At 65.2% G+C, this 26,387-nt stretch carries 30 protein-coding genes; 19 read left to right on the top strand and 11 right to left on the bottom strand.

Annotated features, from left to right (window positions below; genetic code table 11):
• Positions 1 to 10: 10 nt before the first annotated feature.
• Complete coding sequence (locus tag RAC97_RS00235) at positions 11 to 1,009, bottom strand: type IV pilus twitching motility protein PilT (RefSeq protein WP_375099932.1); 999 nt, start codon at positions 1,007 to 1,009, stop codon at positions 11 to 13.
• 65 nt (positions 1,010 to 1,074) lie between these two features.
• Between RAC97_RS00235 and RAC97_RS00230 the strand changes: the two genes are divergently transcribed.
• From RAC97_RS00230 to RAC97_RS00190, 9 genes are all read left to right on the top strand, one after another.
• A complete protein-coding gene (locus RAC97_RS00230) occupies positions 1,075 to 1,761 on the top strand; it encodes a YggS family pyridoxal phosphate-dependent enzyme (RefSeq protein ID WP_375099933.1) in 687 nt (228 codons plus the stop codon).
• 36 nt (positions 1,762 to 1,797) lie between these two features.
• Complete coding sequence (gene proC / locus RAC97_RS00225) at positions 1,798 to 2,616, top strand: pyrroline-5-carboxylate reductase (protein WP_375099934.1); 819 nt, start codon at positions 1,798 to 1,800, stop codon at positions 2,614 to 2,616.
• A 10-nt stretch (positions 2,617 to 2,626) separates the two neighbouring features.
• Positions 2,627 to 3,217, top strand: coding sequence for a YggT family protein (locus RAC97_RS00220; protein WP_375099935.1), 591 nt, complete (start codon positions 2,627 to 2,629; stop codon positions 3,215 to 3,217).
• Positions 3,218 to 3,295: 78 nt separating this feature from the next.
• Entirely contained in the window at positions 3,296 to 4,435 is a 1,140-nt protein-coding gene (locus RAC97_RS00215; RefSeq protein ID WP_375099936.1) for a homoserine O-acetyltransferase, read from the top strand.
• A gap of 7 nt (positions 4,436 to 4,442) precedes the next feature.
• Positions 4,443 to 5,063 (top strand): methionine biosynthesis protein MetW, encoded by a 621-nt coding sequence (gene metW, locus RAC97_RS00210; protein ID WP_375099937.1) that lies wholly within the window; start codon positions 4,443 to 4,445, stop codon positions 5,061 to 5,063.
• A 26-nt stretch (positions 5,064 to 5,089) separates the two neighbouring features.
• Positions 5,090 to 5,524 (top strand): DUF4426 domain-containing protein, encoded by a 435-nt coding sequence (locus RAC97_RS00205; protein ID WP_375099938.1) that lies wholly within the window; start codon positions 5,090 to 5,092, stop codon positions 5,522 to 5,524.
• Positions 5,521 to 6,117: an RdgB/HAM1 family non-canonical purine NTP pyrophosphatase gene (gene rdgB, locus RAC97_RS00200; RefSeq protein ID WP_375099939.1), complete on the top strand. Its 597-nt coding sequence runs from the start codon at positions 5,521 to 5,523 to the stop codon at positions 6,115 to 6,117. Before RAC97_RS00205 ends, rdgB begins: the two co-directional genes overlap by 4 nt.
• On the top strand, positions 6,114 to 7,307 hold the full coding sequence (gene hemW, locus RAC97_RS00195; protein WP_375099940.1) for a radical SAM family heme chaperone HemW: 1,194 nt from the start codon (positions 6,114 to 6,116) through the stop codon (positions 7,305 to 7,307). Before rdgB ends, hemW begins: the two co-directional genes overlap by 4 nt.
• 9 nt (positions 7,308 to 7,316) lie before the next feature.
• Positions 7,317 to 7,643 (top strand): DUF3392 family protein, encoded by a 327-nt coding sequence (locus RAC97_RS00190; RefSeq protein WP_375099941.1) that lies wholly within the window; start codon positions 7,317 to 7,319, stop codon positions 7,641 to 7,643.
• A gap of 592 nt (positions 7,644 to 8,235) precedes the next feature.
• On the opposite strand, the gene trmB is transcribed toward RAC97_RS00190, so the two are convergent.
• The 4 genes from trmB to RAC97_RS00170 all read right to left on the bottom strand — a co-directional run bounded on the left by trmB (position 8,236) and on the right by RAC97_RS00170 (position 10,490).
• Positions 8,236 to 8,958, bottom strand: coding sequence for a tRNA (guanosine(46)-N7)-methyltransferase TrmB (gene trmB, locus RAC97_RS00185; protein ID WP_375099943.1), 723 nt, complete (start codon positions 8,956 to 8,958; stop codon positions 8,236 to 8,238).
• A gap of 9 nt (positions 8,959 to 8,967) precedes the next feature.
• On the bottom strand, positions 8,968 to 9,762 hold the full coding sequence (locus RAC97_RS00180; protein WP_375099944.1) for a thiazole synthase: 795 nt from the start codon (positions 9,760 to 9,762) through the stop codon (positions 8,968 to 8,970).
• Positions 9,763 to 9,815: 53 nt separating this feature from the next.
• Positions 9,816 to 10,016: a sulfur carrier protein ThiS gene (gene thiS, locus RAC97_RS00175; RefSeq protein ID WP_054891258.1), complete on the bottom strand. Its 201-nt coding sequence runs from the start codon at positions 10,014 to 10,016 to the stop codon at positions 9,816 to 9,818.
• A 102-nt stretch (positions 10,017 to 10,118) separates the two neighbouring features.
• Positions 10,119 to 10,490, bottom strand: coding sequence for a DUF423 domain-containing protein (locus RAC97_RS00170; protein ID WP_375099945.1), 372 nt, complete (start codon positions 10,488 to 10,490; stop codon positions 10,119 to 10,121).
• 64 nt (positions 10,491 to 10,554) lie between these two features.
• Here RAC97_RS00170 and mtgA point away from each other — a divergent pair, with 64 nt between their 5' ends.
• A complete protein-coding gene (mtgA, locus tag RAC97_RS00165) occupies positions 10,555 to 11,265 on the top strand; it encodes a monofunctional biosynthetic peptidoglycan transglycosylase (protein ID WP_375099946.1) in 711 nt (236 codons plus the stop codon).
• 63 nt (positions 11,266 to 11,328) lie between these two features.
• On the opposite strand, the gene rpoH is transcribed toward mtgA, so the two are convergent.
• The 4 genes from rpoH to ftsY form a co-directional block, all read right to left on the bottom strand.
• Positions 11,329 to 12,183: an RNA polymerase sigma factor RpoH gene (rpoH, locus tag RAC97_RS00160; protein ID WP_375099947.1), complete on the bottom strand. Its 855-nt coding sequence runs from the start codon at positions 12,181 to 12,183 to the stop codon at positions 11,329 to 11,331.
• Between the two features lie 113 nt (positions 12,184 to 12,296).
• Complete coding sequence (gene ftsX / locus RAC97_RS00155) at positions 12,297 to 13,325, bottom strand: permease-like cell division protein FtsX (RefSeq protein WP_375099948.1); 1,029 nt, start codon at positions 13,323 to 13,325, stop codon at positions 12,297 to 12,299.
• The gene (gene ftsE / locus RAC97_RS00150) at positions 13,322 to 13,993 is read right to left on the bottom strand and encodes a cell division ATP-binding protein FtsE (RefSeq protein ID WP_375099949.1); all 672 of its coding nucleotides are present in this window, start codon (positions 13,991 to 13,993) and stop codon (positions 13,322 to 13,324) included. Before ftsE ends, ftsX begins: the two co-directional genes overlap by 4 nt.
• Positions 13,990 to 15,417: a signal recognition particle-docking protein FtsY gene (gene ftsY / locus RAC97_RS00145; protein ID WP_375099950.1), complete on the bottom strand. Its 1,428-nt coding sequence runs from the start codon at positions 15,415 to 15,417 to the stop codon at positions 13,990 to 13,992. Before ftsY ends, ftsE begins: the two co-directional genes overlap by 4 nt.
• Positions 15,418 to 15,649: 232 nt before the next feature.
• On the opposite strand from ftsY, the gene RAC97_RS00140 reads away from it, so the two are divergent.
• The 4 genes from RAC97_RS00140 to RAC97_RS00125 all read left to right on the top strand — a co-directional run bounded on the left by RAC97_RS00140 (position 15,650) and on the right by RAC97_RS00125 (position 20,156).
• Positions 15,650 to 17,005 carry a M16 family metallopeptidase gene (locus RAC97_RS00140; RefSeq protein ID WP_375099952.1) on the top strand — a complete coding sequence of 452 codons (1,356 nt, stop codon included), beginning with the start codon at positions 15,650 to 15,652 and terminating at the stop codon, positions 17,003 to 17,005.
• Positions 16,998 to 18,494 (top strand): M16 family metallopeptidase, encoded by a 1,497-nt coding sequence (locus RAC97_RS00135; protein WP_375099954.1) that lies wholly within the window; start codon positions 16,998 to 17,000, stop codon positions 18,492 to 18,494. The genes RAC97_RS00140 and RAC97_RS00135 overlap by 8 nt, the downstream gene beginning before the upstream one ends.
• The gene (gene rsmD, locus RAC97_RS00130) at positions 18,494 to 19,096 is read left to right on the top strand and encodes a 16S rRNA (guanine(966)-N(2))-methyltransferase RsmD (protein ID WP_375099955.1); all 603 of its coding nucleotides are present in this window, start codon (positions 18,494 to 18,496) and stop codon (positions 19,094 to 19,096) included. The genes RAC97_RS00135 and rsmD overlap by 1 nt, the downstream gene beginning before the upstream one ends.
• Before the next feature lie 67 nt (positions 19,097 to 19,163).
• Complete coding sequence (locus tag RAC97_RS00125) at positions 19,164 to 20,156, top strand: hydrolase (RefSeq protein WP_375099957.1); 993 nt, start codon at positions 19,164 to 19,166, stop codon at positions 20,154 to 20,156.
• A gap of 6 nt (positions 20,157 to 20,162) precedes the next feature.
• On the opposite strand, the gene RAC97_RS00120 is transcribed toward RAC97_RS00125, so the two are convergent.
• Together RAC97_RS00120 and RAC97_RS00115 are read right to left on the bottom strand one after the other, a co-directional pair.
• Positions 20,163 to 21,017 carry a sulfurtransferase gene (locus RAC97_RS00120; protein ID WP_375099958.1) on the bottom strand — a complete coding sequence of 285 codons (855 nt, stop codon included), beginning with the start codon at positions 21,015 to 21,017 and terminating at the stop codon, positions 20,163 to 20,165.
• A gap of 34 nt (positions 21,018 to 21,051) precedes the next feature.
• The gene (locus RAC97_RS00115) at positions 21,052 to 21,717 is read right to left on the bottom strand and encodes a TetR/AcrR family transcriptional regulator (protein ID WP_375099959.1); all 666 of its coding nucleotides are present in this window, start codon (positions 21,715 to 21,717) and stop codon (positions 21,052 to 21,054) included.
• Between the two features lie 148 nt (positions 21,718 to 21,865).
• On the opposite strand from RAC97_RS00115, the gene RAC97_RS00110 reads away from it, so the two are divergent.
• The 5 genes from RAC97_RS00110 to RAC97_RS00090 all read left to right on the top strand — a co-directional run bounded on the left by RAC97_RS00110 (position 21,866) and on the right by RAC97_RS00090 (position 26,365).
• On the top strand, positions 21,866 to 23,296 hold the full coding sequence (locus RAC97_RS00110) for a coniferyl aldehyde dehydrogenase (protein WP_375099960.1): 1,431 nt from the start codon (positions 21,866 to 21,868) through the stop codon (positions 23,294 to 23,296).
• 12 nt (positions 23,297 to 23,308) lie between these two features.
• Entirely contained in the window at positions 23,309 to 23,794 is a 486-nt protein-coding gene (locus tag RAC97_RS00105; protein WP_375099961.1) for a twin-arginine translocation pathway signal protein, read from the top strand.
• A 19-nt stretch (positions 23,795 to 23,813) separates the two neighbouring features.
• Positions 23,814 to 25,412, top strand: a complete 1,599-nt coding sequence (locus RAC97_RS00100) for a GMC family oxidoreductase N-terminal domain-containing protein (RefSeq protein WP_375099962.1) — start codon at positions 23,814 to 23,816, stop codon at positions 25,410 to 25,412.
• A 111-nt stretch (positions 25,413 to 25,523) separates the two neighbouring features.
• Entirely contained in the window at positions 25,524 to 26,003 is a 480-nt protein-coding gene (gene coaD / locus RAC97_RS00095) for a pantetheine-phosphate adenylyltransferase (RefSeq protein WP_375099963.1), read from the top strand.
• A 110-nt stretch (positions 26,004 to 26,113) separates the two neighbouring features.
• The gene (locus RAC97_RS00090; RefSeq protein WP_011531711.1) at positions 26,114 to 26,365 is read left to right on the top strand and encodes a YfhL family 4Fe-4S dicluster ferredoxin; all 252 of its coding nucleotides are present in this window, start codon (positions 26,114 to 26,116) and stop codon (positions 26,363 to 26,365) included.
• Positions 26,366 to 26,387: the final 22 nt, after the last annotated feature.

The following is a 26,387-nucleotide window of genomic DNA, read 5'->3' as shown; positions in this document are numbered from 1 at the left end:
TGCAGCTTCACTACTGCACATTGATGATGCCCTGGGCCACCAACGCCGCCACGGCCGCCTCCATCGTAACCATCCCCTGCGCCCCACCCATCTGCATCGCCGACGCCAACTGCGCCATGCGCCCCTCGCGGATCAAGTTGCGCACCGCAGGCGTCGCCACCAGCACCTCCCGCGCCGCCACCCGGCCACCGCCGACCCGCTTGAGCAGCACCTGCGCCACCACCAGGCGCAGTGAATCGGCCAGCATGCCGCGCACCAACGCTTTCTCCTCGGCGGCGAACACCTCCACCAGCCGGTCGATGCTGCCCACCGCGCAACGGGTGTGGACGGTGGCCAGCACCAAGTGCCCGGTTTCCGCGGCACGCAACGCCAGGCGGATGGTTTCCAGGTCACGCAACTCGCCAATCATGATCACGTCCGGGTCCTGGCGCAGGGCGCTGCACAAGCCCTGGGCAAAGTCGCGAGTGTCTCGCCCGACTTCCCGTTGGCTGACCAGGCTGCGCTGGCTGGCCTGAAGGTATTCGACCGGGTCCTCGAGTGTGACGATATGCCCGGCGCGCATGCGGCCCAACTGGTCGAGCAGTGCCGCAAGGGTGCTCGACTTGCCGCTGCCGGTCGGGCCACCCACCAGCACCAGGCCATCGCGATACGAACACATCACACGAAACACATCTTCCAGGCCGAGCGCTTCGACACCTGGAATGCACGAGGGAATCAGCCGCAGGCTCGCTGCCAGGCCCTGGCGCTGGCGGAACAGGTTGGCCCTGACCCGCCCCACGCCGGGCACACTCAGCGCCAGGTCAAGCTCATCGCAGGACGCCCAGTCATTGCAGTGTTGCTGGTCGAGAAGACGCGCCATGCCCTGCTCCAGGGCCTGCGACGTCAGGCGCGGCAACTCCAGCCGCTGCAATTCGCCATCCACACGCAGCAGCGGCGGCTCCCCCACCGCCAGGTGCACATCGGAAGCACCCGCGCCCAGCGCGCGGGCCAGCAGGTCGGTCACATCCATGAGACTCCCCAAAGGCCATCAAGCAGGTAGAATGCCGCAGACTCTTTCACCGCCGGCAGCGATCCATGTCCACCATAGCAGACAACCTTGGCGCCCTTGCCGCCCGCATCGATCGTGCGGCAAAGGCCGCCTCACGCGCTCCGGGCAGCGTTCAGTTGCTGGCCGTAAGCAAGACCAAGCCAGCCAGCGCCATTCGCGAAGCCTACGCCGCCGGATTGCGCGACATGGGCGAGAACTACCTGCAAGAGGCCCTGGCCAAGCAGCAGGAGTTGCGCGACCTGCCCTTGATCTGGCACTTCATCGGCCCCATCCAGTCGAACAAGACCAAGGCCATTGCCGAACACTTCGACTGGGTACATTCCGTGGACCGCCTCAAAGTCGCCCAACGCTTGTCCGAGCAACGCCCGGCGGGCCGTGCGCCGCTGAATATCTGCCTACAGGTGAATGTCAGTGGCGAGGCCAGCAAGTCCGGCTGCTCGCCCGCCGAGCTGCCCGCCTTGGCGGCAGCGGTCGCCGGCCTGCCCAACCTGCACCTGCGTGGCCTGATGGCCATTCCCGAGCCCACCGACCAGCGCGCCGAACAGGAAGCAGCCTTCGCTCGCCTGCGCCAGTTGCAGGAAGGCCTGGGGCTGGGCCTGGATACCCTGTCCATGGGCATGAGCCACGACCTGGAGGCGGCGATCGCCCAGGGCGCGACCTGGGTACGTATCGGCACCGCCCTGTTCGGCGCCCGTGATTACGGGCAGCCCTGATCCATGTTCTACTCTCTTTTTCCTTAAGGACCCGACATGAGCAAGACGCGTATTGCCTTTATCGGCGCAGGCAACATGGCCGCCAGCCTGATCGGCGGCCTGCGGGCCCAGGGCCTGGATGCCACGCAGATCCGCGCCAGCGACCCGGGTAGCGAGACTCGCGCACGCATCAGTGCCGAGCACGGCATCGAAACCTTCGCCGACAACCAGCAGGCCATCGACGGCGCCGAGGTGATCGTCCTGGCCGTCAAGCCACAAGTCATGAAGGCCGTGTGCGATGCGCTGCAAGCGCACCTCGAACCAGGCCAACTGGTGGTTTCCATCGCCGCCGGTATCACCTGCGCCAGCCTGCAAGCCTGGCTGGGGCAGGTTCCCGTGGTGCGCTGCATGCCCAACACCCCCGCGCTGCTGCGCCAAGGCGTGAGCGGCCTGTTCGCCACCAGCGAAGTCAGCCCGGCGCAACGCGAGCAGGCCGAGCAATTGCTGTCGGCCGTGGGCACCGCCCTGTGGTTGAGCGAAGAGCAGCAGCTGGACGCCGTCACCGCCGTGTCCGGCAGCGGCCCAGCGTATTTCTTCCTGCTGATCGAGGCCATGACCGCCGCAGGCGAAAAGCTCGGCCTGCCGCGCGAAACCGCGTCGCAACTGACCCTGCAAACCGCGTTGGGCGCCGCGCGCATGGCGGTGGCCAGCGATGTCGATGCCGCCGAGCTGCGCCGCCGTGTGACCTCCCCCGCAGGCACCACGGAAGCGGCTATCAAATCTTTCCAAGGCAACGGTTTCGAAGCCATCGTCGAGCAGGCGCTGCAAGCAGCAGCCACCCGCTCCGCCGAGCTGGCCGAACAATTGGGCAAATAAGGAGCTGTCGATGAATGCACTGTCCGGCGCCACGATCTTCGTGGTGCAAACCCTGGTCAGCCTGTACCTGGTGATCGTCCTGCTGCGCTTCGTCCTGCAGTTGGTCAAGGCCGATTTCTACAACCCACTGTGCCAGTTCACCGTGCGCGCCACCCAGCCGCTGCTTAAGCCGATCCGCCGCATCATCCCCAGTATCGGCGGGCTGGACACCTCCTCGCTGCTGCTGGCGATCGTGATCCAGGCGCTACTGATGGCCTTCGTGCTGATGGTCAGCTACGGCGCCTTCGGCGACGTCCTTTATCTGCTGCTGTGGGCCATCATCGGCATCACGTCGCTGTTCCTGAAGATCTTCTGGGTGGCGATGATCATCATGGTGATCGTCTCGTGGATCGCGCCGAACAGCCACAACCCCGCCGCCGAACTGGCCTACCAGATCAGCGAGCCGGTGCTGGCGCCGTTCCGTCGCCTGATTCCCAACCTGGGCGGCATGGATATCTCGCCGATCTTCGCGTTCCTGGCGATCCAGGTGATCCAATCGTTCGTCATGCCCCCGCTGGCAGCCTATGCCGGCATGCCGCAGGAGCTGTGGCGGATGATCTGACCCAGCGCTACCCCCAGCGCTTGCCGCTGGGGGTAGCGCTCTTTAGACTTACGCCTCCGTCAAGCGTGAGCAGGGTCGATGTCCACTGTCCTTCCCGAAGATTCCGTCGGCCTGGTAACCCCCCAGGTCGCCCGGTTCGAAGAGCCCCTGGCCCTGGCCTGTGGCCGCGCCCTGGCCAGCTACGAGCTGGTCTATGAAACCTATGGCACCCTCAATGCCAGCGCCAGCAATGCGGTGCTGATCTGCCATGCGCTGTCCGGCCATCACCATGCCGCCGGCTACCACAGCCCGGACGACCGCAAGCCAGGCTGGTGGGACAGCTGCATCGGCCCCGGCAAGCCGATCGACACCAACCGTTTCTTCGTGGTCAGCCTGAACAACCTGGGCGGCTGCAATGGCAGCACCGGCCCGAGCAGCACCAACCCTGCGACCGGCAAACCCTATGGCGCCGAGTTCCCGGTACTGACCGTGGAAGACTGGGTGCACAGCCAGGCACGCCTGGCCGACCGCCTCGGCATCACGCAGTGGGCGGCAGTGGTCGGCGGCAGCCTGGGCGGCATGCAGGCCCTGCAGTGGACCATCACCTACCCCGAGCGCGTGCGTCACTGCGTCGATGTCGCCTCGGCCCCCAAGCTCTCGGCACAGAACATTGCCTTCAACGAAGTCGCCCGCCAGGCCATCCTCACCGACCCGGAATTCCACGGCGGCTCGTTCCAGGACCAGGGCGTAGTGCCCAAGCGCGGGCTGATGCTGGCGCGCATGGTCGGGCACATCACCTATTTGTCCGACGACTCGATGGGCGAGAAATTCGGCCGCGAGCTGAAAAGCGACAAGCTCAACTACGACTTCCACAGCGTCGAGTTCCAGGTCGAAAGCTACCTGCGCTACCAGGGCGAGGAATTCTCCGGGCGCTTCGATGCCAACACCTACCTGCTGATGACCAAGGCGCTGGACTACTTCGACCCGGCCGCAGCCAAAGGCGGCGACCTGTCCGCAACGCTGGCCCATGTCACGGCGGACTATTGCATCATGTCGTTCACCACCGACTGGCGCTTCTCGCCTGCGCGCTCCCGGGAGATCGTCGACGCCTTGCTGGCGGCACGCAAGAACGTCTGCTATCTGGAGATCGACTCTCCGTACGGGCACGACGCCTTCCTGATCCCGACCCCTCGCTACATGCAGGGTTTCGCGAACTACATGAACCGCATCGCCATCTGAGGACCGCATGAGAGCCGACCTGGAAATCATCCACGACTGGATCCCCGCCGGCAGCCGGGTACTCGACCTGGGCTGCGGCAACGGCGAGCTGCTGGCTTCGTTGCGCGAGCGCAAGAACGTCACAGGCTATGGGCTGGAGATCGACGCCGATAACATCGCCTCCTGCGTGGCCAAGGGCGTCAACGTCATCGAACAGGACCTGGACAACGGCCTGGGCAACTTCGCCAGCAACAGTTTCGACGTGGTGGTCATGACCCAGGCCCTGCAAGCCGTCGAGTACCCGGACCGGATCCTCGACGAGATGCTGCGCGTGGGCCGCGAGTGCATCATTACCTTTCCCAACTTCGGCCACTGGCGCTGCCGCTGGTACCTGGCCACCAAGGGCCGCATGCCGGTGTCGGACTTCATGCCCTACACCTGGTACAACACGCCGAACATTCACTTCTGCACCTTCGAAGACTTCGAGAACCTGTGCCACGAGCGTCGCGCCAAGGTGCTCGACCGCCTGGCCGTCGACCGCCTGCACCGCAACGGGTGGGGCGGCCGGCTTTGGCCTAACCTTCTAGGTGAAATCGGTATCTACCGGGTCAGCAGCCCAGGGCTGCAGGAGCACCACGTCGCGGTCTGACCCGCTTATCCAGAAGGAGTGGCACCATGCGTCGAGTCGTGATGTTCCTGTTGAGCCTGTGCCTGGCCCTGCCGGCATTGGCCGCCGATGCCGCGCGGCCAGAGCGCAAGGAAGTGTTCGGCGACGTGACGGTGCACTACAGCGCGTTCACCTCGAGCATGCTGCAACCGCAAGTGGCTGCCGCCACGGGGCTGACCCGCAGCAAGAACCAGGGCGTGCTCAACATTGCCGTGCTCAAGGGCGGCAAGCCAGGCATGGCGGTGGTAAGCGGCACGGTGAAAGACCTCACCGGGCGCAGCTCGCCGCTTTCGTTCAGGCAGATTACCGACCAGGGCGCGGTGTACTACATCGCCCAGTTCAAGATCGCGCAGCCGGAAACCCTGACCTTCGAGCTGAAGGTCGAGACGGGCGGCGTCACTCACACCTTAAGCTTCAACCAGGAACTGTTCCCAGGCGAATGATGAACTTCCAACAACTCGTATTGGCCAGCCACAACGCCGGCAAACTCAAGGAGCTGCAAGCCATGCTCGGCGGCTCGGTACAACTGCGCTCGGTGGGCGAGTTCAGCCAGGTGGAGCCAGAGGAAACCGGCCTGTCGTTCGTCGAGAACGCCATTCTCAAGGCCCGCAACGCTGCCCGTTTGTCCGGCCTGCCGGCGCTGGCCGACGACTCGGGCCTGGCCGTGGACTTCCTTGGCGGCGCACCGGGCATCTATTCGGCGCGCTATGCCGATGGCAAGGGCGATGCGGCGAACAACGCCAAGCTGCTCGATGCCTTGAAGGAAGTACCGGCCGAGCAGCGTGGCGCCCAGTTCGTCTGCGTGCTGGCCTTGGTGCGACATGCCGACGACCCGCTGCCGATCCTCTGTGAGGGCATCTGGCCGGGGCGCATTCTGTTCGAAGCCAGCGGCGAGCATGGTTTCGGCTACGACCCGCTGTTCTGGGTGCCGGAGCGCAACTGCTCCAGCGCCGACCTGCCGCCTGTAGACAAGAACCAGCTCAGCCACCGCGCCCGCGCCATGGCCCTGCTGCGTCAACGCCTGGGCCTGGCATGACCGACCAGCCGTCCCTCCAGTTGCGCCCCTGCGGCGCAGCTGGCCTGCTGCTGCCTGAGCTACCGCCGCTAGCGCTGTATATCCACATCCCCTGGTGCGTGCGCAAATGCCCTTACTGCGACTTCAACTCCCACCAGGCCGGCCCGAGCCTGCCGGAAGCGGAGTACGTCGACGCGCTGCTGGCCGACCTCGACCAGGAACTGCCTGCCGTACAAGGTCGCCTCATCAGCACCATCTTCTTCGGTGGTGGCACCCCCAGCCTGTTCAGCGCCGACGCCCTGGGCCGCCTGTTGCGTGGCGTGGAACAGCGCATCGGGTTCGCCCCGGACATCGAGATCACCCTCGAAGCCAACCCCGGTACGTTCGAGCAGGAAAAATTCAAGGCCTACCGCCAGACCGGCATCAACCGCCTGTCAATCGGTGTGCAGAGCTTCCAGCCGGCCAAGCTGGAAAAGCTCGGGCGTATTCACAATGGCGACGAAGCGGTACGCGCAGCCGGCATGGCTCGTGCCGCGGGCTTCGACAACTTCAACCTCGACCTGATGCACGGCCTGCCCGAGCAGTCGCTGGACGACGCCCTGGGCGACTTGCGTCAAGCCATCGAGCTGGGGCCGACGCACCTGTCGTGGTATCAGCTGACACTGGAGCCGAACACGGTGTTCTGGAACCAGCCGCCGGAACTGCCTGAGGACGACATCCTCTGGGATATCCAGGAGGCCGGGCAAACGCTGATGGCAGCGCACGGCTACCGGCAATACGAGGTATCGGCCTATGCCCAGACCGACCGCGCAGCGCGCCACAACCTGAACTACTGGCGCTTCGGCGACTTCATCGGCATTGGTGCCGGTGCCCATGGCAAGCTGTCGTTCCCGGATGGTCGCATCCTGCGCACCTGGAAGACCCGTACGCCGAAGGACTACCTGAACCCCGCCAAGCCGTTCAAGGCTGGCGAGAAGCTGTTGCCCGCCGACGAGCTGCCCTTCGAGTTCCTGATGAATGCGCTGCGCCTCACCGATGGGGTGGAAGCCGGGCTGTTCACCCAACGCACCGGCCTGCCCCTGGCGCAACTGGCCGAGGCGCGCCGCGAAGCCGAACAAAAGGGCCTTTTGCGGGTCGAACCGAATCGGCTGGCGGCCACGCCACGGGGCCAGCTGTTCCTCAACGACCTGCTGCAGTATTTCTTGAATTAAGGATGACCCATGGACCTGGTACTTGACCTGCTCTCGACCGTTTCCCGCTGGAGCCGCAGCAACCTGTCGGAGATTTCCCTGGCGCTGGTAGGCTGTCTACTGGTGCTGTTCGGCACTGATATCAAGAGCTGGGTCGAAGGCCGCCTCGGCAACCTGGCCGGCGCTCTACGGGTGCCGTTCATGGCCTTGCTGGTGATGATCGGCAGTGGCGCGGCGTTGATCTACGCCACCCCATGGGTGGTGAAGGGGCTGAGCCAGTTCAACAACTATGCGCTGGCACCGGTGTTGCTGGTGGTGCTGGTGTTGATCGGCGTGGTGGCCGATCGGCGGGGGTGATCCAAAAAGGCCGCCCAGGCAAGCCAGGGCGGCCTTCTCACTCGACTAATCCTTAGAGGGAGTCGTCAAAGTAATCACGCATGAAATCTCGTGCGGTCTTGCAAACCACCAAGATTCGCACAAGCGTCCACACGCGGCTCAGTGCATCAAGCAAACGCTTCATACGCCTTGGCCTCCGTGTTGGCGGGCCAGTCTTCCAGCATCTAACCGGTACTTCGATGCCTTCGGAAAACATGTGGTTGTTTCCAGTGAAGTGGCCAGGTTAATGGCCCTTCGAGGAAAATCACCGGCGCGGGTCGTAGGTCGCGTCGAAGGGGCCGAGAAAGCGAAACTCTTCGGTTCCAGGCCCGTCACTGAATCATTCACATGTGAGCCGGGTGGATCTTACGCGACCCAATCCGCAAGGACTGTAACCAGCGCAGTCACACTTAATGCCAGACATTTCCGTGATTGACGCTACCTAAAAGGTCGCCGTAAGATTCCTTCGTGGTTGTTTCCAGTGCCGTGCGGGTCTAGGCCTCGTAACCCGAAGCCCGCAAAAAAAAACGCCCTTCACAGGGCGGTTTTTTTGTACCTGCGATCTACAGCTCGATCATTCCACTCGTTCGAACTTCAAGTCCCACACGCCATGCCCAAGGCGCTCGCCACGGCGTTCGAACTTGGTGATCGGGCGCTCTTCAGGGCGCGGCACATAGCCGCCATCGGCGGCCTGGTTGCGGTAACCCGGCGCCACCTTCATCACTTCCAGCATGTGCTCGGCGTACGGTTCCCAGTCAGTGGCCATGTGGAACACGCCGCCGGGCTTCAGCTTGCGGCGTACCAGCTCGGCGAACTCCGGCTGAACAATGCGGCGCTTGTGGTGACGCGCCTTGTGCCAGGGGTCAGGGAAGAACAGCATCAGGCGGTCGAGGCTGTTGTCGGCCACGCAGCGGTTGAGCACCTCGATGGCATCGCAGTCATACACCCGCAGGTTCTTCAGGCCTTGGGTCAGCACGCCGTTGAGCAGCGCACCGACGCCTGGGCGGTGTACTTCGACGCCGATGAAGTCCAGCTCGGGCGAAGCCGCAGCCATTTCCAGCAGGGAATGGCCCATGCCGAAGCCGATCTCCAGGGTGCGCGGCGCCGAACGGCCAAACACCTGGTCGTAGTCCACCGGGCTTTCAGCCAGCGGCAGGATGAACAGCGGTCCACCCTGCTCCAGGCCGCGCTGCTGGCCTTCGGTCATGCGGCCAGCGCGCATCACGAAACTCTTGATGCGGCGGTGCGGGCGCTCTTCGCCTTCTGGGGTGCTCGGCGTTTCTTGCGATTCAGTCATCGGGGGCTCTTACTTGATCAGACCTTCCAGCGGCGACGAGGCGCTGGCATAGAGTTTCTTCGGCATGCGGCCGGCCAGGTAGGCCAGGCGACCGGCCTCGATGGCGTGCTTCATCGCCTGGGCCATCAGCACCGGCTGCTGGGCGTGGGCGATGGCCGAGTTCATCAGCACCGCCTCGCAGCCCATCTCCATGGCGATGGTGGCGTCGGACGCCGTACCCACACCCGCGTCGACCAGCACCGGCACCTTGGACTCTTCCAGGATGATCTGCAGGTTGTACGGGTTGCAGATGCCCAGGCCGGTGCCGATCAGGCCCGCCAGTGGCATCACTGCGATGCAGCCGATCTCGGCCAGTTGACGGGCGATGATCGGGTCGTCGCTGGTGTAGACCATCACGTCGAAACCTTCCTTGACCAGCACTTCGGCGGCCTTGAGGGTTTCGATCACATTGGGGAAAAGGGTTTTCTGGTCCGCCAGGACCTCCAGCTTGACCAGGTTGTGGCCATCGAGCAGCTCACGGGCCAGGCGGCACGTGCGCACGGCCTCGATGGCGTCGTAGCAGCCTGCAGTGTTCGGCAGGATGGTGTAGCGGCTGGGTGGCAGCACGTCGAGCAGGTTCGGCTCGCCCGGGTTCTGGCCAAGGTTGGTGCGACGCACGGCGACGGTGACGATTTCAGCGCCCGACGCCTCGATGGCCAGGCGGGTTTCTTCCATGTCACGGTACTTGCCGGTGCCGACCAGCAGGCGCGACTGGAACGTGCGCCCGGCCAGGGTGAAGGGCTTGTCGCTACGAACGTTGCTCATCGTTGTTCCTCTGGAAAAGGTTGCAGGGCTACAGGTGAAGTGCTGGCGGCTAGCTAGCCACCACCGATGGCATGCACCACTTCGACCTGGTCGCCTTCGTTCAGCAGGGTGCTCTCGTGCTGGCTGCGCGGCACGATGTCCAGGTTCAGCTCCACGGCCACCCGGCGTCCGACCAGCTCCAGCCGGCCCAGCAGGGCGGCGACGCTCTCGCCGGCAGGCAATTCGTAAGGTTCACCGTTCAGTTGAATGCGCATGCGCACGGCCACCATCGTTCATTGGGGCCCGCATTCTAGCCCCGATCAACGCGTGAACCCAAGGCCGGCGGGCACCATTAGTCGCGATTCCCGACCGCTCGGTCAACCCAGCCGCCAGGCCGCCAGCCCAAGGCACAGCCAGCCGGCGAGGAAGCACAGGCCACCGAAGGGGGTAACGATGCCCAGCTTGCCCAGCCCGGTGGTGCTGAGCAGGTAGAGGCTGCCGGAGAACAGCACGATACCCACCGCGAACAGGCAACCGGCCCAGCCTACCAGGCGGCCCGGCAGGTGCACCGCGAGCACCGCGACCGCCAGGATCGCCAGCGTGTGCACCAGTTGGTAGGTGACGCCGGTCTGGAAGACGGCCAGGTATTCGGCGCTCAGGCGGCTCTTCAGGCCGTGGGCGGCGAACGCGCCCAGGGCGACGCCGGTGAAACCAAAGAACGCGGCGAGCATCAGGAAGCTACGAAGCATGGGACGACTCCTCGAAAGGGGTCTGTATAATGGCCCGTTCCACAGGCCCGGCCAAGCTATCGACATGCTGTCATCCGTTATTCGCCGCCTCGTTCGCGCCCTGCTCTGGTTCGCCGCCGGCAGCATCGTGCTGGTGCTGATGCTGCGCTGGGTACCGCCGCCAGGTACGGCGCTAATGGTCGAGCGCAAGGTACAGTCGTGGTTCGGCGGCGAGTCGATTGACCTTCAGCGCGACTGGCAACCCTGGGACGACATCTCCAACGAGCTGAAAGTGGCGGTGATCGCCGGCGAAGACCAGCGTTTTGCCAACCACTGGGGTTTCGACATTCCCGCCATCCAGGCCGCCTTGGCGCACAACGAGCGCGGCGGCAGCGTGCGCGGTGCCAGCACGCTGACCCAGCAGGTGGCCAAGAACCTGTTCCTCTGGTCGGGCCGCAGCTGGCTGCGCAAGGGGCTGGAGGCCTGGTTTACCGGGTTGATCGAACTGTTCTGGTCGAAGCAACGGATTCTCGAGGTGTACTTGAACAGCGCCGAATGGGGGCCGGGGGTGTTTGGCGCGCAGGCTGCGGCGCGCTATCACTTCGGCGTCGATGCCAGCCGCCTGAGCCGCCAGCAGGCCGCCCAGCTTGCAGCCGTACTGCCTAGCCCGATCAAGTGGAGCGCCAGCCGGCCCAGCGCCTATGTGGCCAGCCGCGCAGGGTGGATTCGCCGCCAGATGAGTCAACTGGGTGGCAATAGCTACCTGATGCAGTTGGAAGCCGGGCGCAGCCCCTAACAGGGACAACAAAAAGCCGCCTGCCCCGTGAGGGACAGGCGGCTTTTCGATTCAGCAGGTCGATCAGGCAGTGATCAGCGCCTTGACCTTGTTCATCGCGTTCTTTTCCAGCTGGCGAATACGCTCGGCCGACACGCTGTATTTCTCGGCCAGCTCATGCAACGTGGCCTTCTCTTCAGCCAACCAGCGCTGGTAGAGGATGTCGCGGCTGCGCTCATCCAGGCCACTGAGGGCTTCGTGCAGGTTGCTGCTGGAGTTGTCGCTCCAGTCGGCGTCTTCGAGTTGCAGCGCCGGATCGTAGCGGTGGTCTTCCAGATAGTGCGCGGGCGACTGGAAGGCGCTGTCGTCGTCAGCATCCGCTGCCGGATCGAAGGCCATGTCCTGGCCGCTCAGACGGCTTTCCATCTCGCGCACTTCACGGGGCTCGACGCCCAGGCTTTCCGCCACGCGATGCACTTCGTCGTTGTTCAACCAGGCCAGGCGCTTCTTCTGGCTGCGCAGGTTGAAGAACAGCTTGCGCTGGGCCTTGGTGGTAGCCACCTTGACGATGCGCCAGTTGCGCAGGATGAATTCGTGGATCTCGGCCTTGATCCAGTGCACCGCGAAGGACACCAGACGCACGCCCATTTCCGGGTTGAAGCGCTTTACCGCCTTCATCAGGCCGACGTTGCCTTCCTGGATCAGGTCGGCCTGGGCCAACCCGTAGCCTGCATAGCTACGGGCGATATGTACGACGAAACGCAGGTGGGCCATCACCATTTGCCGAGCGGCCTCAAGATCCTGCTCGTAGTAGAGACGCTCGGCCAGTTCACGCTCCTGCTCGACCGTCAGCAGCGGAATGCTGTTGACCGTATGCACATAGGCTTCCAGGTTTGCACCGGGGACCAGGGCATAGGCAGGTTGCAACGAAGTGGTCATCAAGGTACCTCCAGACTCACTAGACTCGTGCCTTGTGGGCACTGCCAACATTGACCGGAAACCGCGAAGTAAGTTCCCAGATCGTTAATGAAGTCAATGCTGGCAAGAAAACATTATCGCGGCGCCAACTCGTTCAGGTGACGGGCGACCGCAATCCATGCACCGATATACCCCAACAATACTGCCCCAATCAAGAGCGATAGACCATCGGACCCTGGTACACCGGCCAGGGCGAAATCACTGCCATACAGGCCGGAGAGCCCTACCACCGCATCGTTCAGCCAGTTCAGCCCGAACGCCAGGATACCCCAGGCCAGCACGCCCGCGCCCAGGCCATACAAGGCGCCCATATAAAGGAACGGCCGACGTACGTAGCTGTCGGTACCGCCAACCAGCTTGATCACTTCGATCTCGACGCGCCGGTTCTCGATATGTAGACGAATTGTGTTACCAATTACCAAAAGCAAGGCGGAAATCAGCATTACCGCCAAGCCGAAGACAAAACGGTCACCCAGCTTGAGGATCGCCGCCAGACGCTCGACCCACAGCAGGTCGAGCTGCGCCGCCTCTACTCGAGGCAGCTCCGACAGACGCTGGCGCAGCGCTTCGAGCGCTGGCTTGTCGACCTCCGTCGGTGTCACCACCACGACTCCAGGCAGCGGGTTGTCCGGCAGCTCACGCAAGGCCTCGCCCAGGCCCGACTGTTGCTGGAACTCCTGCAAGGCCTCTTCGCGACTGACGTAATGGGCCTCGGCGACACCCGGCATGCCCTTGATTTCATCACGCAGGGCCTCGCCATCGCGGCTGCCGGCATCGAGCTTCAGGTAGAGCGAGATCTGTGCGGCGCGCTGCCACGAACCGCCGAGTTTCTCGACGTTTTGCAACAGCAGCGACAAGCCCATGGGCATGCTCAGGGCAACGGCCATCACCAGGCAGGTGAAGAAGCTGCCGATCGGCTGCTTGCCCAGGCGCCGCAGGCTGTCGGCCAGGCTCGCCCGGTGACTTTCCAGCCAGGCGTTGAACAGGGTGCGCAAATCCGGGCCGTCGTCGTCATGGCTGCCGCGCGGCTTCTTTTCAGGTTGCGGATCGGCGGCCTTGGGCGCGACGCGCTCGGACATCTTCGTTGAACGTGTGCTGCTCATTGGCCGGCCTCCCCATCGCCGATCAGGCGACCGCGCTGCAAGGTCAGCATGCGGTGACGCATGCGCGCGATCAGCGCCAGGTCGTGGCTGGCGATCAATACCGTGGTGCCCAGGCGGTTGATGTCCTCGAACACGCCCATGATCTCCGCAGCCAGGCGCGGATCGAGGTTACCGGTCGGCTCGTCGGCCAACAGCAGCGCGGGCTGGTGCACGATGGCCCGGGCAATGCCGACCCGCTGCTGCTGCCCGGTGGACAGGTCGGCGGGAAACAGGTCGCCCTTGTCGGTCAACGACACGCGTTCAAGCGCCGAATCCACGCGCTTGGCGATTTCCGGCTTGGACAGCCCGAGAATCTGCAACGGCAGGGCGATGTTGTTGAACACCGTGCGGTCGAACAGCAACTGGTGGTTCTGGAATACCACGCCGATCTGCCGACGCAGGAAGGGAATCTGCGCGTTGCTGATCTGACCCAGGTCCTGGCCGGCCAGCAGCAGCTTGCCGCTGGTCGGGCGCTCCATCGCCAGCAACAGGCGCAGCAAGGTGCTCTTGCCCGCGCCGGAGTGGCCGGTGACGAACAGGAATTCGCCACGACGCGCCCTGAAGCTCAGTTCATGCAGGCCGACATGGCCATTGGGGTAGCGCTTGGCGACCTGTTCGAATCGGATCATGACTGCTCCCGCTCGGCAAACAGGGCCTTGACGAACGACTCGGCCTCGAAGGTGCGCAGGTCGTCGATGCCTTCGCCGACACCGATGAAGCGGATCGGCAGGTTGAACTGCTTGGCCAGGGCGAAGATCACCCCGCCCTTGGCGGTGCCGTCCAGCTTGGTCAGGGCCAGGCCGGTGAGCTCGACGCTCTGGTTGAAGTACTTGGCCTGGCTGATAGCGTTCTGCCCAGTTCCGGCATCCAGCACCAGCAGCACCTCGTGCGGCGCCTCGGCATCAAGCTTGCCGATCACCCGACGGACCTTCTTCAGCTCTTCCATGAGGTTGTCCTTGGTGTGCAGGCGCCCGGCGGTGTCGGCGATCAGCACGTCGGCGCCACGGGCCTTGGCGGCCTGCACGGCATCGAAGATCACCGAGGCCGAATCGGCACCCGTGTGCTGGGCGATCACCGGGATCTGGTTGCGCTCGCCCCACACTTGCAACTGCTCTACCGCTGCGGCGCGGAAGGTATCGCCGGCGGCCAGCATGACCTTCTTGCCTTCGAGCTGCAGCTTCTTGGCCAGCTTGCCGATGGTGGTGGTCTTGCCGGCGCCGTTCACGCCAACCACGAGAATCACGTAGGGCTTGTTCTGCGACTCGATCTTCAGCGGCTGCTCCACCGGGCGCAGCAGGTCGGCCAGTTCAGCCTGCAGAGAGTGGTACAGGGCGTCGGCATCGGCCAGCTGCTTGCGCGCGACCTTCTGGGTCAGGTTCTGGACGATGGTGGAAGTGGCCTCCACGCCCACGTCTGCGGTGAGCAGACGGGTCTCGATCTCGTCGAGCAGGTCGTCGTCGATGGCCTTCTTGCCCATGAACAGGCTGGCCATGCCTTCGCCGATGCTGGCGCTGGTCTTGGAAAGGCCTTGCTTGAGGCGGGCAAAGAAGCCGGGCTTGTTGGCTTCGCCGGCAACAGGGGCGGCAGCGGTGACAGGCTCGGGGTCGACTGGGGCAGCCACGGCAGGCTCAGGCTCTACCGGCAGCTCGGGAATGGCCGGAGGCGCTTTTGCCTCCAGGTCCGGCACCAGGGCCACGGGTTCTTCGGGAACCGGCAGGACCAGATTGCTGACCGGCGCGCTCGCGGGCAGCGCTGGCGCGACTACCGGGGCAATCGAGGGCTCACTGGCGAGCGAAACCTCCGCCGCGGGGGGCGCTGGACGCTCGGCAGGCTCGACGATGACCGGGGCTTCGACAGGCGCGGACACAGGCTCGGTCACGGCGGCGGGCTGCTCGTCGGGCAGCGCTGGCGCGACCGGCTCTACAGCCTGTGGCTCAGGGGTTTGCGGCTGTTCGGCGACAGCTTGCTGCGGTTTCTTGCGGAACCAGCCGAACAGGCCTTTCTTTTCGCCAGACTCGTCCGGCGCTTTCTTGTCGTCGTTGGAACCAAACATGGAAGACGGCTATCTCAGGGTGGCGATGCGCCACTGATGACGCATCGGAAATTCTCTAAACGCAGAACAGACTGTTTTGCAGCCGGCTGGTTCATGCGCAACGTTTTGTCGAACAGGCCCGTAGGCCAGAACGGCGACAGGCATGGTCGCCAGGCAACCGGATCAGTATCCTAGCACCTCCTGGCCCGCCGACGCTAAACCCACGCGGGCCGCCGTACAGGTTATCCATCGTATGAATGCTCTAGCCCGCCGCGCCGCTGGCCTGTTGCTCAGCACGCTCTGCCTGCCGCTGGTGGCCCTCGCCGCCGATGCGCAACCCACCCACGAATTCATCCTCGACAATGGTCTGAAGGTGATCGTGCGTGAAGACCACCGCGCCCCGGTGGTGGTGTCGCAGATCTGGTACAAGGTCGGCTCCAGCTACGAAAGCCCGGGCCAGAGCGGCCTGTCCCACGCCCTGGAGCACATGATGTTCAAGGGCAGCGCCAAGGTCGGGCCCGGCGAGGCCTCGCGCATTCTGCGCGACCTCGGCGCCGAGGAGAACGCCTTCACCAGCGATGACTACACCGCCTATTACCAGGTACTGGCCCGCGACCGCCTGCCGGTGGCCCTGGAGCTGGAGGCCGACCGCCTGGCCAGCCTGCGCCTGCCGGCCGACGAGTTCAGCCGCGAACTCGAGGTCATCAAGGAAGAACGCCGCCTGCGTACCGACGACCAGCCCAACGCCAAGGCCTTCGAGCTGTTCCGCGCCATGGCCTACCCGGCCAGCGGCTACCGCACCCCGACCGTCGGCTGGATGGCCGACCTCGAGCGCATGAAGGTCGAGGAACTGCGGCACTGGTACGAAGCCTGGTACACCCCCAACAATGCCACCCTGGTAGTGGTCGGCGATGTCACCGCCGACGAGGTCAAGGGCCTGGCGAACAAGTACTTCGGCGCCATTCCCAAGCGCGCAGTGCCACCGGCCAAGCTGCCCCTGGAGCTGGCCGAGCCCGGCCTGCGCCAGCTCACCCTGCACGTTCGCACGCAACTGCCCAGCTTGATCTACGGCTTCAACGTGCCAGGCCTGGCCACCGCCAAGGACCCACGCAGCGTCCATGCCCTGCGCCTTATCTCCGCCCTGCTCGACGGCGGCTACAGCGCACGCATGCCAGCGCGCCTGGAGCGTGGGCAGGAACTGGTGTCCGGCGCTTCGTCCAGCTACAACGCCTTCACCCGGGGCGATAGCCTGTTCCTGGTCTCGGCTACCCCGAACGTGCAGAAGCACAAGACCCTCGCCGATGTCGAGAAAGGCGTCTGGCAACTGCTCGACGAACTCAAGACCACCCCGCCCAGCGCCGAGGAGCTCGAGCGCGTACGTGCCCAGGTGATCGCCGGGCTGGTCTACGACCGCGACTCCATCACCAGCCAGGCCACCACCATCGGCCAGCTGGAAACCGTGGGTCTGTCCTGGAAGCTGATCGACAGCGAGCTCGACGAGCTCAAGCGCGTGACCCCGCAAGACATCCAGAACGCCGCCCGCACCTATTTCACCCGCGAACGCCTCAGCGTTGCCCATGTCCTGCCCGAGGAGTCCGCCCATGAGTGATCGCAGCGCACCCCGCTACACCCTGTTCGGCATCGGCATCATCGTCGCGTTGGTGGTCGTGGCCGTACTGCTGGCCCGCCCCGTGCAGTCGGACAACGCCGCCAAGGCCGACAGCAGCGCCGCACGCCCGGCCAATACCTTGCAATCGCTGGCCGAGCTCGACGGCAAGGCGCCCAGCCGACGCCAGCTGAACATCCAGCACTGGACCACCGCCGAAGGCGCCCGGGTGCTGTTCGTCGAAGCCCGCGAGCTGCCGATGTTCGACCTGCGCCTGACCTTCGCCGCCGGCAGCAGCCAGGATGGCGGCACCCCAGGCCTGGCCACGCTGACCAACGCCATGCTCAACGAAGGCGTCGCCGGCAAGGACGTCACCGCCATCGCTCAAGGCTTCGAAGGCCTGGGTGCAGACTTCGGCAATGGCTCCTACCGCGACATGGCCGTGGCCTCGCTGCGCAGCCTGAGTGCCCTGGACAAACGCGAACCGGCGTTGAAGCTGTTCGCCGAAGTAGTCGGCAAGCCGACCTTCCCGCAGGACGCCCTCCAACGTATCCGCAACCAGTTGCTGGCCGGTTTCGAGTATGAAAAGCAGAGCCCCGGCAAGATCGCCGGCAAGGCCCTGTTCGCCAAGCTGTACGGCGACCACCCCTACGCCCATCCCACCGACGGCACCGCGCAAAGCATCTCGGGCATCACCCTGGAACAGCTGCGCGCCTTCCATGCCAGGGGCTACGCCGCGGGCAACGCGGTCATCGCCTTGGTCGGCGACCTGAGCCGCAGCGATGCCGAGGCGATAGCCGCCCAGGTGTCCGCCGCCCTGCCCCAAGGCTCGGCGCTGGCCGCCCCCGCCGAACCGACCGCACCCAAGGCCGGTGTCACCCACATCGACTTCCCGACCAAGCAAACCCACCTGATGCTCGCGCAGTTGGGCATCACCCGCCAGGACCCGGACTGGCCTGCACTGTCGCTGGGCAACCAGATCCTCGGAGGCGGCGCCTTCGGCACCCGGCTAATGGCTGAAGTCCGCGAAAAACGCGGCCTGACCTATGGCGTGTACTCGGCATTCAGCCCGATGCAGGTACGCGGTCCATTCATGATCAACCTGCAAACTCGCGCCGAGCTGAGCGAAGGCACCCTCAAGCTGGTGCAGGGCCTGCTCGCCGACTACCTGAGGACCGGCCCCACCCAGCAAGAACTGGACGACGCCAAGCGTGAACTGGCCGGCAGCTTCCCGCTTTCCAACGCCAGCAATATGAGCATCGTCGGGCAACTGGCAGCCATCGGCTTCTATAATTTGCCTCTTACCTGGCTCGAGGACTTCATGCAGCAGTCCCAGGCCCTGACCGTCGAGCAGGTGAAGGCCGCCATGAACAAGCACCTGGCGGCCGACCAACTGGTGATCGTCACGGTCGGCCCGAACGTGCCGCAACAACCCCTGCCACCCCCCGCTGAAAAAGCCGCCGAGCAACCGCCTGGCGTACCGGAGCACTGATGCCAAGACCACACTCCCCCGCCCCGAAAGGCCAGGCCAGCAGCAAGGGCCAGGGGCACCTGCGCATCATCGCCGGCGAATGGCGCAGCCGTCGCCTGGCCGTGCCAGACGGCGAAGGCCTGCGGCCGACCCCCGACCGGGTTCGCGAAACCGTGTTCAACTGGCTGGCGCCCTACATCGAGGGCGCACTGGTGCTCGATGCCTTCACCGGTAGCGGCGCGTTGGTTCTCGAGGCGCTGTCGCGAGGGGCCAAGGACGCCGTGGCGCTGGACAGCAACCCAGCCGCCATCGCCAACCTCAAGGACAACCTCGAGCTGTTGCGCTGCCCGCGTGGGCAAATCCTTCAGACCGACGCCCTGCGCTACCTGCAAGGCCCGGCCAAGCAGCAGTTCGACGTAGTGTTCCTCGACCCGCCTTTCCACCAGGAGCTACTGGCCAACACCTGTACCCTGCTGGAGCAAGGCCAGTGGCTGCGTGAGCAGGCGTGGGTGTACACCGAGAGCGAGGCCGCGCCGTCCTCGCTGCAACTGCCGGGCAACTGGCGCTTGCACCGCGAGAAGAAGACCGGCCAGGTGCACTACGCACTCTGGCAGCGGGGCTGACAAAAGGCCCAGGCACGGTGGCGGTGTTTCATGGCACTCTAGGCAGGCCTATCACGAGTCGCCCAGCATGCCCAGCGTCACCGCCACCTTCCGCCCGGCCACCGGGCTCGCCAACCCACATTTGCAGACCCTCTGGGGGCCGCTGTGGCGCAAGATGCCGACGCTATCCCGCAGCCGCGAACGCCTGTGGCTGGCCGACGGCGACTTCATCGACCTTGACTGGCACGGCCCGCACCAGCCGCACGCACCGCTGGTGCTGGTGCTGCATGGCCTTACCGGTTCGTCCCACTCACCCTACGTGAAAGGCCTGCAACTGGCGTTGCAAGCACGCGGCTGGGCCAGCGTCGCGGTGAACTGGCGCGGCTGCTCGGGCGAACCGAACCTGTTGGCGCGCAGCTACCACTCCGGAGCCAGCGAAGACCTTGCTGAAATCATCGGGCACCTGCGTGCACAGCGGCCAATGGCGCCCTTGTACGCAGTGGGCTATTCGCTGGGGGGCAATGTGTTGCTCAAGTACCTGGGAGAAAGTGGTTCGACGAGCCAGCTGCAGGCGGCGGTAGCGGTATCGGTGCCGTTTCGCCTGGATCAATGCGCCGACCGTATCGGCCAGGGCTTTTCCAAGGTCTACCAGGCGCACTTCATGCGCGAAATGCTGGCCTACGTGCAAGACAAGCAGCGGCACTTTCGCGACCAGGGCCACCAGGAAGGCCTGGCGTCGATCGAGCGCCTGGGTTCGCTGCGCAACCTTAAGACCTTCTGGGACTTCGACGGCAAGGTCACCGCGCCGCTCAATGGCTTCGCGGATGTCCACGACTACTACCGGCGCGCGTCCAGCCGCTACTACCTGGGCGAGAACCGCACGCCGACGCTGCTCATCCACGCCAACGACGACCCCTTCGTCTCCAGCCACAGCCTGCCGACAGTGGACGAGCTTTCAGCGCAGACCCACTTCGAGCTGCATGAGCGTGGCGGGCATGTCGGCTTCGTCGAAGGCAGCCTGCTCAACCCCGGTTATTACCTGGAGCGGCGCATTCCGCAGTGGCTGGTCGAGGGGCAGTAAACCCCATCAATCTCCAGTCGCGACCCCATGGCTTGGATCATTGATCCACTCGCTCCAAGACCCGGCATACAACCGCCCCAGCGGATAACCTGCCAGCGCCAGGGCGAACAGGTTGTGGCAGGCCGTCACCCCCGAGCCGCAATACGCTACCAGCTGCTCCGGCGAACGCCCCGCGAGCTTCTCGGCGAAACGTTGCTTGAGCTGCTCGGCCGACAGGAAGCGACCATCAGCACCCAGGTTGTCGGAGAATGCCGCGCACTGCGCGCCAGGGATATGCCCGGCGACCGGATCGATCGGCTCCACTTCGCCACGAAAGCGTGGCAGCGCGCGGGCGTCGATCAAGGTCAGGCCGGCATCGTCCAGGCGCTTGGCCAGGTGCTCGGCATCGACCAGCAGCTTCGCATCCGCCTTGCCGCTGAACGCGCCCTCGCGCTTGAGCGGCGGGTCCAGGCTCAAGGGCAGGTGCGCGGCGTGCCAGGCCTTCAGGCCGCCATCGAGCAGGAACACACCATCACGCTTGCCCAGCCATGCCAGCAACCACCAGGCCCGCGCCGCGAACGCGCCGGGGCCGTCGTCGTACACCACCACTTGGCTGTCGTTGTCCATGCCCCAGCTACGCAGGCGCTCCACCAGCCTGGCGGGGTCCGGCAGCGGGTGGCGACCGGTCTTGCCCTTGAGCACCGGGCCGCTCAGGTCGCGCTCGAGATCGGCGAAATGCGCACCGGCGATATGCCCCTCGGCATAGCTGCGTTGGCCGTAGTCCACATCCTCCAGGGCGAAGCGACAGTCGAGGATCACCAACCCCGGCGAGCCCAGGCGCTCGGCCAGTTGCTGCGGGGTGATCAATTGCGCGAGGGGCATGACAATCTCCTGATGGTCTGACGAACGCCCTGGCTCACTGCTCCAGGGCCTGGTTGAAGGGGATATGGAACTCCTGGCACAGGGCATCCACGGCGACACGCGAATCGGCGGTGACGAAACCCAGTTCCAGCACCAGTACCTGGTAGACGCCGCGCTTGAAGGCTTCTTCACCCAGGTGCGTGGAATGTTCACGGGTGGTGCTGAGGAAACGAACCCAGGAGGTCAGCACGATCCAGGCGTTGATGGTCAGCGACTCGATCTGCGCGGTATCCATGGCCAGGATCCCGGCTTCGACGAACCCCCGGTAGATCGCCTGGGCCTGTTGCAGGCAGCGCTCGGAAAACCGCCGGTAGCGAGCCGCCAGTTCCGGGTCGCTGTCGAGCAGGTGTTCCAGGTCGCGGTGCAGGAAACGGAAGTTCCACATCGCCGCAAGCAGCGCCTTGAGGTAGAACCGCTTGTCTTCGACAGTGAGCATGCGCCCCTGCGGTGGGCGCAGGAAGCTGTCCACCAGTTGCTCGTACTGGCTGAACAGCAGGGCAATGATCGCTTGCTTGTTGGGGAAGTGGTAATACAGGTTACCCGGCGAAATCTCCATGTACGCAGCGATATGGTTGGTGCTGACGCTACGCTCGCCCTGTTGGTTGAACAGCTCCAGGCTGCTCTGCACGATCCGCTCGCGGGTCTTCATGCGAGGTGCCATCCGTTGACTCCCAATCTCCAGGGTTCAATAAGGATTCATCTTACGGCCATCGTCGTGCGCGGTGCACCGGGTGTAAGTATGAAAAACAGATGACAGGGAAATTAGAGTATAGACTCTAGTGACTCGTCACTGCCCTTGGGAAGTCACCATGACGTCGTCCATTTCCCCGCCTGCCGTGCATTCCGACCTCCAGTTGCGGGGGACGTTCGCCGCCCAGCGTGCCGCGTTCGCCGCCCACCCCATGCCTGACGCCGCACAACGGCGGCAATGGCTCAAGGCCCTGCGCGAGGCCCTGCTGAGCGAGCGCCAGGCACTGGTGCAGGCGGTGGATGCCGACTTCGAAGGACGCAGCGCCGATGAAACCCTGGTGGCGGAATTGCTACCCGCGGTACAGGGCCTGCGCCATGCCGAGCGCCACCTGCGGCGCTGGATGCAGCCCGAGCGGCGCAGGGTCGGCCTGGCCTTCCAGCCCGCCGCCGCCCAGGTGCTGTACCAACCGCTGGGCGTGGTGGGCGTCATCGTGCCGTGGAACTACCCGCTGTTCCTCGCCATCGGCCCACTGACCTGCGCCCTGGCGGCGGGCAACCGGGTGATGCTCAAGCTCAGCGAAGCCACGCCGGCCACGGGGCTTGCGCTCAAGGCCTTGCTGGAGCGAGTGTTCCCCAGCGACCTGGTCAGCGTGGTGCTCGGCGACATCGAGGCTGGTCAGGCCTTCGCCCGCCTACCCTTCGACCACCTGCTGTTCACCGGCGCCACCCAGGTCGGCCGCCAGGTAATGCTGGCCGCCGCGCAGAACCTGACCCCGGTGACCCTGGAACTGGGCGGCAAGTCGCCCGCGATCGTTTCGGCCGACGTGCCACTGGACGCCGCCGCCGAGCGCATCGCCTTCGGCAAGACCCTCAATGCTGGCCAAACCTGCGTGGCCCCCGACTACGTACTGGTGCCCAACAACCGTCTGGCCGCGTTCGCCGACGCCTACCAGCGTGCGGTGCATCGCCTCTACCCGCGCATCGCCAACAACCCCGACTACAGCGCGATCATCAACCCCCGCCAACTGCAACGCCTGGAGCGACTGCTGGAAGACGCGGCCAGCAAGGGCGCCGAGGTGCTCGACCTGTATGCCAGCGAAACACGCCAGGGGCGCCGGCTGCCGCCACACTTGCTGCTGGGCGTGCACGACGACATGCAGGTGATGCACGAGGAAATCTTCGGTCCGCTGCTGCCGCTGGTGCCCTACGACAGCCTCGACGACGCCTTGGCCTACATCAACCAGCGTCCTCGCCCCCTGGCGCTGTACTACTTCGGCTATGACCGCGCCGAGCAGGCGCACGTGCTGCGCCACACCCATTCCGGTGGCGTCTGCCTGAACGACACCCTGCTGCACGTGGCCCAGGACGACCTGCCGTTCGGCGGCATCGGCCCCTCAGGCATGGGGCATTACCACGGTCAGGATGGCTTTAGAACCTTCAGCCAGGCCAAGGCAGTGCTGAGCAAGCAGCGTATCAACGCGGCGCGGCTGATCTACCCGCCCTATGGCAAAGCCTTGCAGCGCCTGGTCCACAAGCTTTTCATCCGCTGACCGGGGCCAACCATGCACCGCCGCGACCTGCTGCGTTTCAGCCTGGGTGCCAGCGCTTTCCTGGCCACCGCCAGCCTGCTTGGCTGCGCGCCGCAAACGCCTGGCCAAGGCTACCGGGTGCTGCGCGACGACGACTTGCCGCTGCTCAATGCGTTGGTTCCCGTAGTGCTGGCCGGTACCGCCGCCACGCCCGAGCCGGTGCTGCGCAAGCTCGACCAGGCGCTGGCGGCGCTGTCGCCGGAAATGCTCAAACTCACCCGACAATTGTTCGATGTGCTCAGCCTGCCGTTGACGCGCGGCCCGCTGAGCGGCGTCTGGGGTAGCTGGGAAAGCGCCAGCGCCGCGCAGGTAGAAGCCTTCCTGCACCGCTGGCAGGACAGCTCGCTGAACCTGCTGCGCATGGGCCACGCCTCGTTGCTGCAACTGCTGCTGATGGCCTGGTACGCCACCCCCCAGGCCTGGCCGGGCTGTGGCTACCCCGGCCCGCCACGAATCTGACCACACAAGAGCCCTCGACATGCCGGTTGCCGACCCCTTCCGCCAAGGCCTCGAACGAGGCTGGACCACCCATGCTGGCTCGCGCCTGACACAAGACCTGACCCTTGAGGCCGACGTGGTCGTGATCGGCAGCGGCGCAGGCGGAGCCACCAGCGCGCAGGTGCTCAGCGCTGCCGGCCTGAAGGTGCTCTTGGTGGAGGAAGGCCCGCTGCGCACCAGCAGCGACTTCCACCTGCTGGAAGACGAAGCCTACGCCGCCCTTTACCAGGAAGGCCTGGGACGCATGAGCAAGGATGGCGCCATCACCATCCTGCAAGGCCGCGCGGTCGGCGGCACTACCCTGGTGAACTGGACATCGAGCTTCCGCACACCGCCGCAGACCCTGCAACACTGGGCCAGCGAGCATGCAGTGAAAGGCCTGGGCAGCGACGATCTGGCGCCTTGGTTCGAGCGCATGGAGCACTCCCTGGGCATCGAGCCCTGGATCATGCCGCCCAATGGCAACAACGACGCGTTGCGAAAGGGCTGCGAGGCGCTCGGGTGGCATTGGGCGGTGATCCCGCGCAACGTGCGCGGTTGCCGGAACCTGGGCTACTGCGGCATGGGCTGCCCGGTGAATGCCAAGCAGTCGATGCTGGTCACCAGCATCCCGGCTGCCCTCGAGCAAGGCGCCGAACTGCTCTATCTGGCCCGCGCCGAGCGCTTGCGCCATAACGGCGAGCGTATCGACGAACTGCACTGCCAGGCCCTTGATGCGGGCGGCGTCAGCCCAACCGGGCGGCGCATCACAGTGCGTGCACGTCACTATGTACTGGCCGCAGGCGGCATCAACAGCCCGGGCCTGCTGCTGCGTTCGGAGGCGCCCGACCCGCACCGCCGGCTGGGCAAGCGCACCTTTCTGCACCTGGTGAACTTCAGTGCCGCCCGGTTCGCCGAGCGCATCGACCCTTACTACGGGGCGCCGCAGTCCATCTACAGCGATCACTTCCAGTGGCGTGATGGCATCGACGGGGCCGTCGGCTACAAACTGGAGGTGCCCCCCCTGCATCCGGCCCTGGCCAGCACCCTGCTGGGCGGGCACGGCCAGGACCACGCCCGGCGCATGGCCGAGCTGCCCCACACGCAGATGATGCTGGCGCTGCTACGCGACGGTTTTCACCCCGAAAGCCAGGGCGGCGAGGTGGAGCTGCGCAGCGATGGCTCGCCGGTGCTCGATTACCCCGTCACCGACTACCTGCGCGAAGGCCTGCGCCGTGCCTACCGCAGCATGGCCGAAGCGCAGTTCGCAGCCGGTGCACGCCAGGTGATGCCGGTACACGCCGACGCGCGCTACGTCGGCACGTTGCAACAGGCCCAGGCGCTGATCGATGGCCTGTCGCTGGAAGCGTTCCGTACCCGTCTGGGCAGCGCCCACGTCATGGGTGGCTGCGCCCTGGGCGAGGACCCGCGCCAGGCGGTATGCGACAGCCTGGGTCGGCACCACCAGTTGGCGAACCTGTCCATCCACGACGGCTCGCTGTTTCCGACCAGCATCGGCGCCAACCCGCAGTTGTCGGTGTACGCCCTGGCCGCGCGCCTCAGCGACGCCCTGGTCGCCCGCCTGGCACGGGGTGCATGACAACGATTGTCCGCACTGTCTATAGTGCCTGCATCCGGCCACGCGACTTGGCCGGGCGCAGTCGCTGCGCTACCATCCGACTCCCCAACGCACTCCAGCCAGGATGACGCGATGAACCGAGTGTTGTACCCGGGTACTTTCGACCCCATTACCAAGGGCCACGGCGACCTGGTCGAACGCGCCTCGCGCCTGTTCGACCATGTGATCATCGCCGTGGCGGCCAGCCCCAAGAAGAACCCCTTGTTCCCGCTGGAACAACGGGTAGCGCTGGCCCGTGAGGTCACCAAGCACCTGCCCAATGTCGAGGTCATCGGCTTCTCCAGCCTGCTGGCGCACTTCGCCAAGGAACAGAACGCCAATGTGTTCCTGCGCGGCCTGCGCGCGGTGTCGGACTTCGAGTACGAGTTCCAGCTGGCCAACATGAACCGCCAGTTGGCCCCGGACGTCGAGAGCCTGTTCCTGACGCCTTCAGAGCGTTATTCGTTCATTTCCTCGACCCTGGTGCGAGAAATCGCGGCATTGGGCGGCGACATCACCAAGTTCGTCCACCCGGCCGTGGCCGAGGCCCTGACCGAACGTTTCAAGAAGTGACCACCGCTGACTGAACGTCGCGCCCGCGTGCACTGCGGGCGCGAATGCGGCACAATTGCGCCCATCGCCTTTGAAACATGCCCAGGCCCCAGGCCTCGGCCGGAGTACCCATGTCCCTGATCATCACCGACGATTGCATCAACTGCGACGTCTGCGAACCCGAGTGTCCGAACGCCGCCATTTCCCAGGGCGAGGAGATCTACGTGATCGACCCGAACCTGTGCACCCAGTGCGTGGGCCACTACGACGAGCCGCAATGCCAGCAAGTCTGCCCGGTCGACTGCATCCCGCTGGACGAAGCGCACCCGGAAACCGAAGACGAGCTGATGGCCAAGTACCGGCGCATTACCGGCAAGGCCTGATACGCCGTCAACGGCCCGTGGC

Source organism: Pseudomonas sp. LS_2 (assembly GCF_042709235.1).
In the GTDB taxonomy this organism is placed as follows: Bacteria; Pseudomonadota; Gammaproteobacteria; order Pseudomonadales; family Pseudomonadaceae; genus Aquipseudomonas.
Note: the sequence above shows the minus strand (reverse complement) of the source record. Positions and strands in the feature narration are given on the sequence as shown.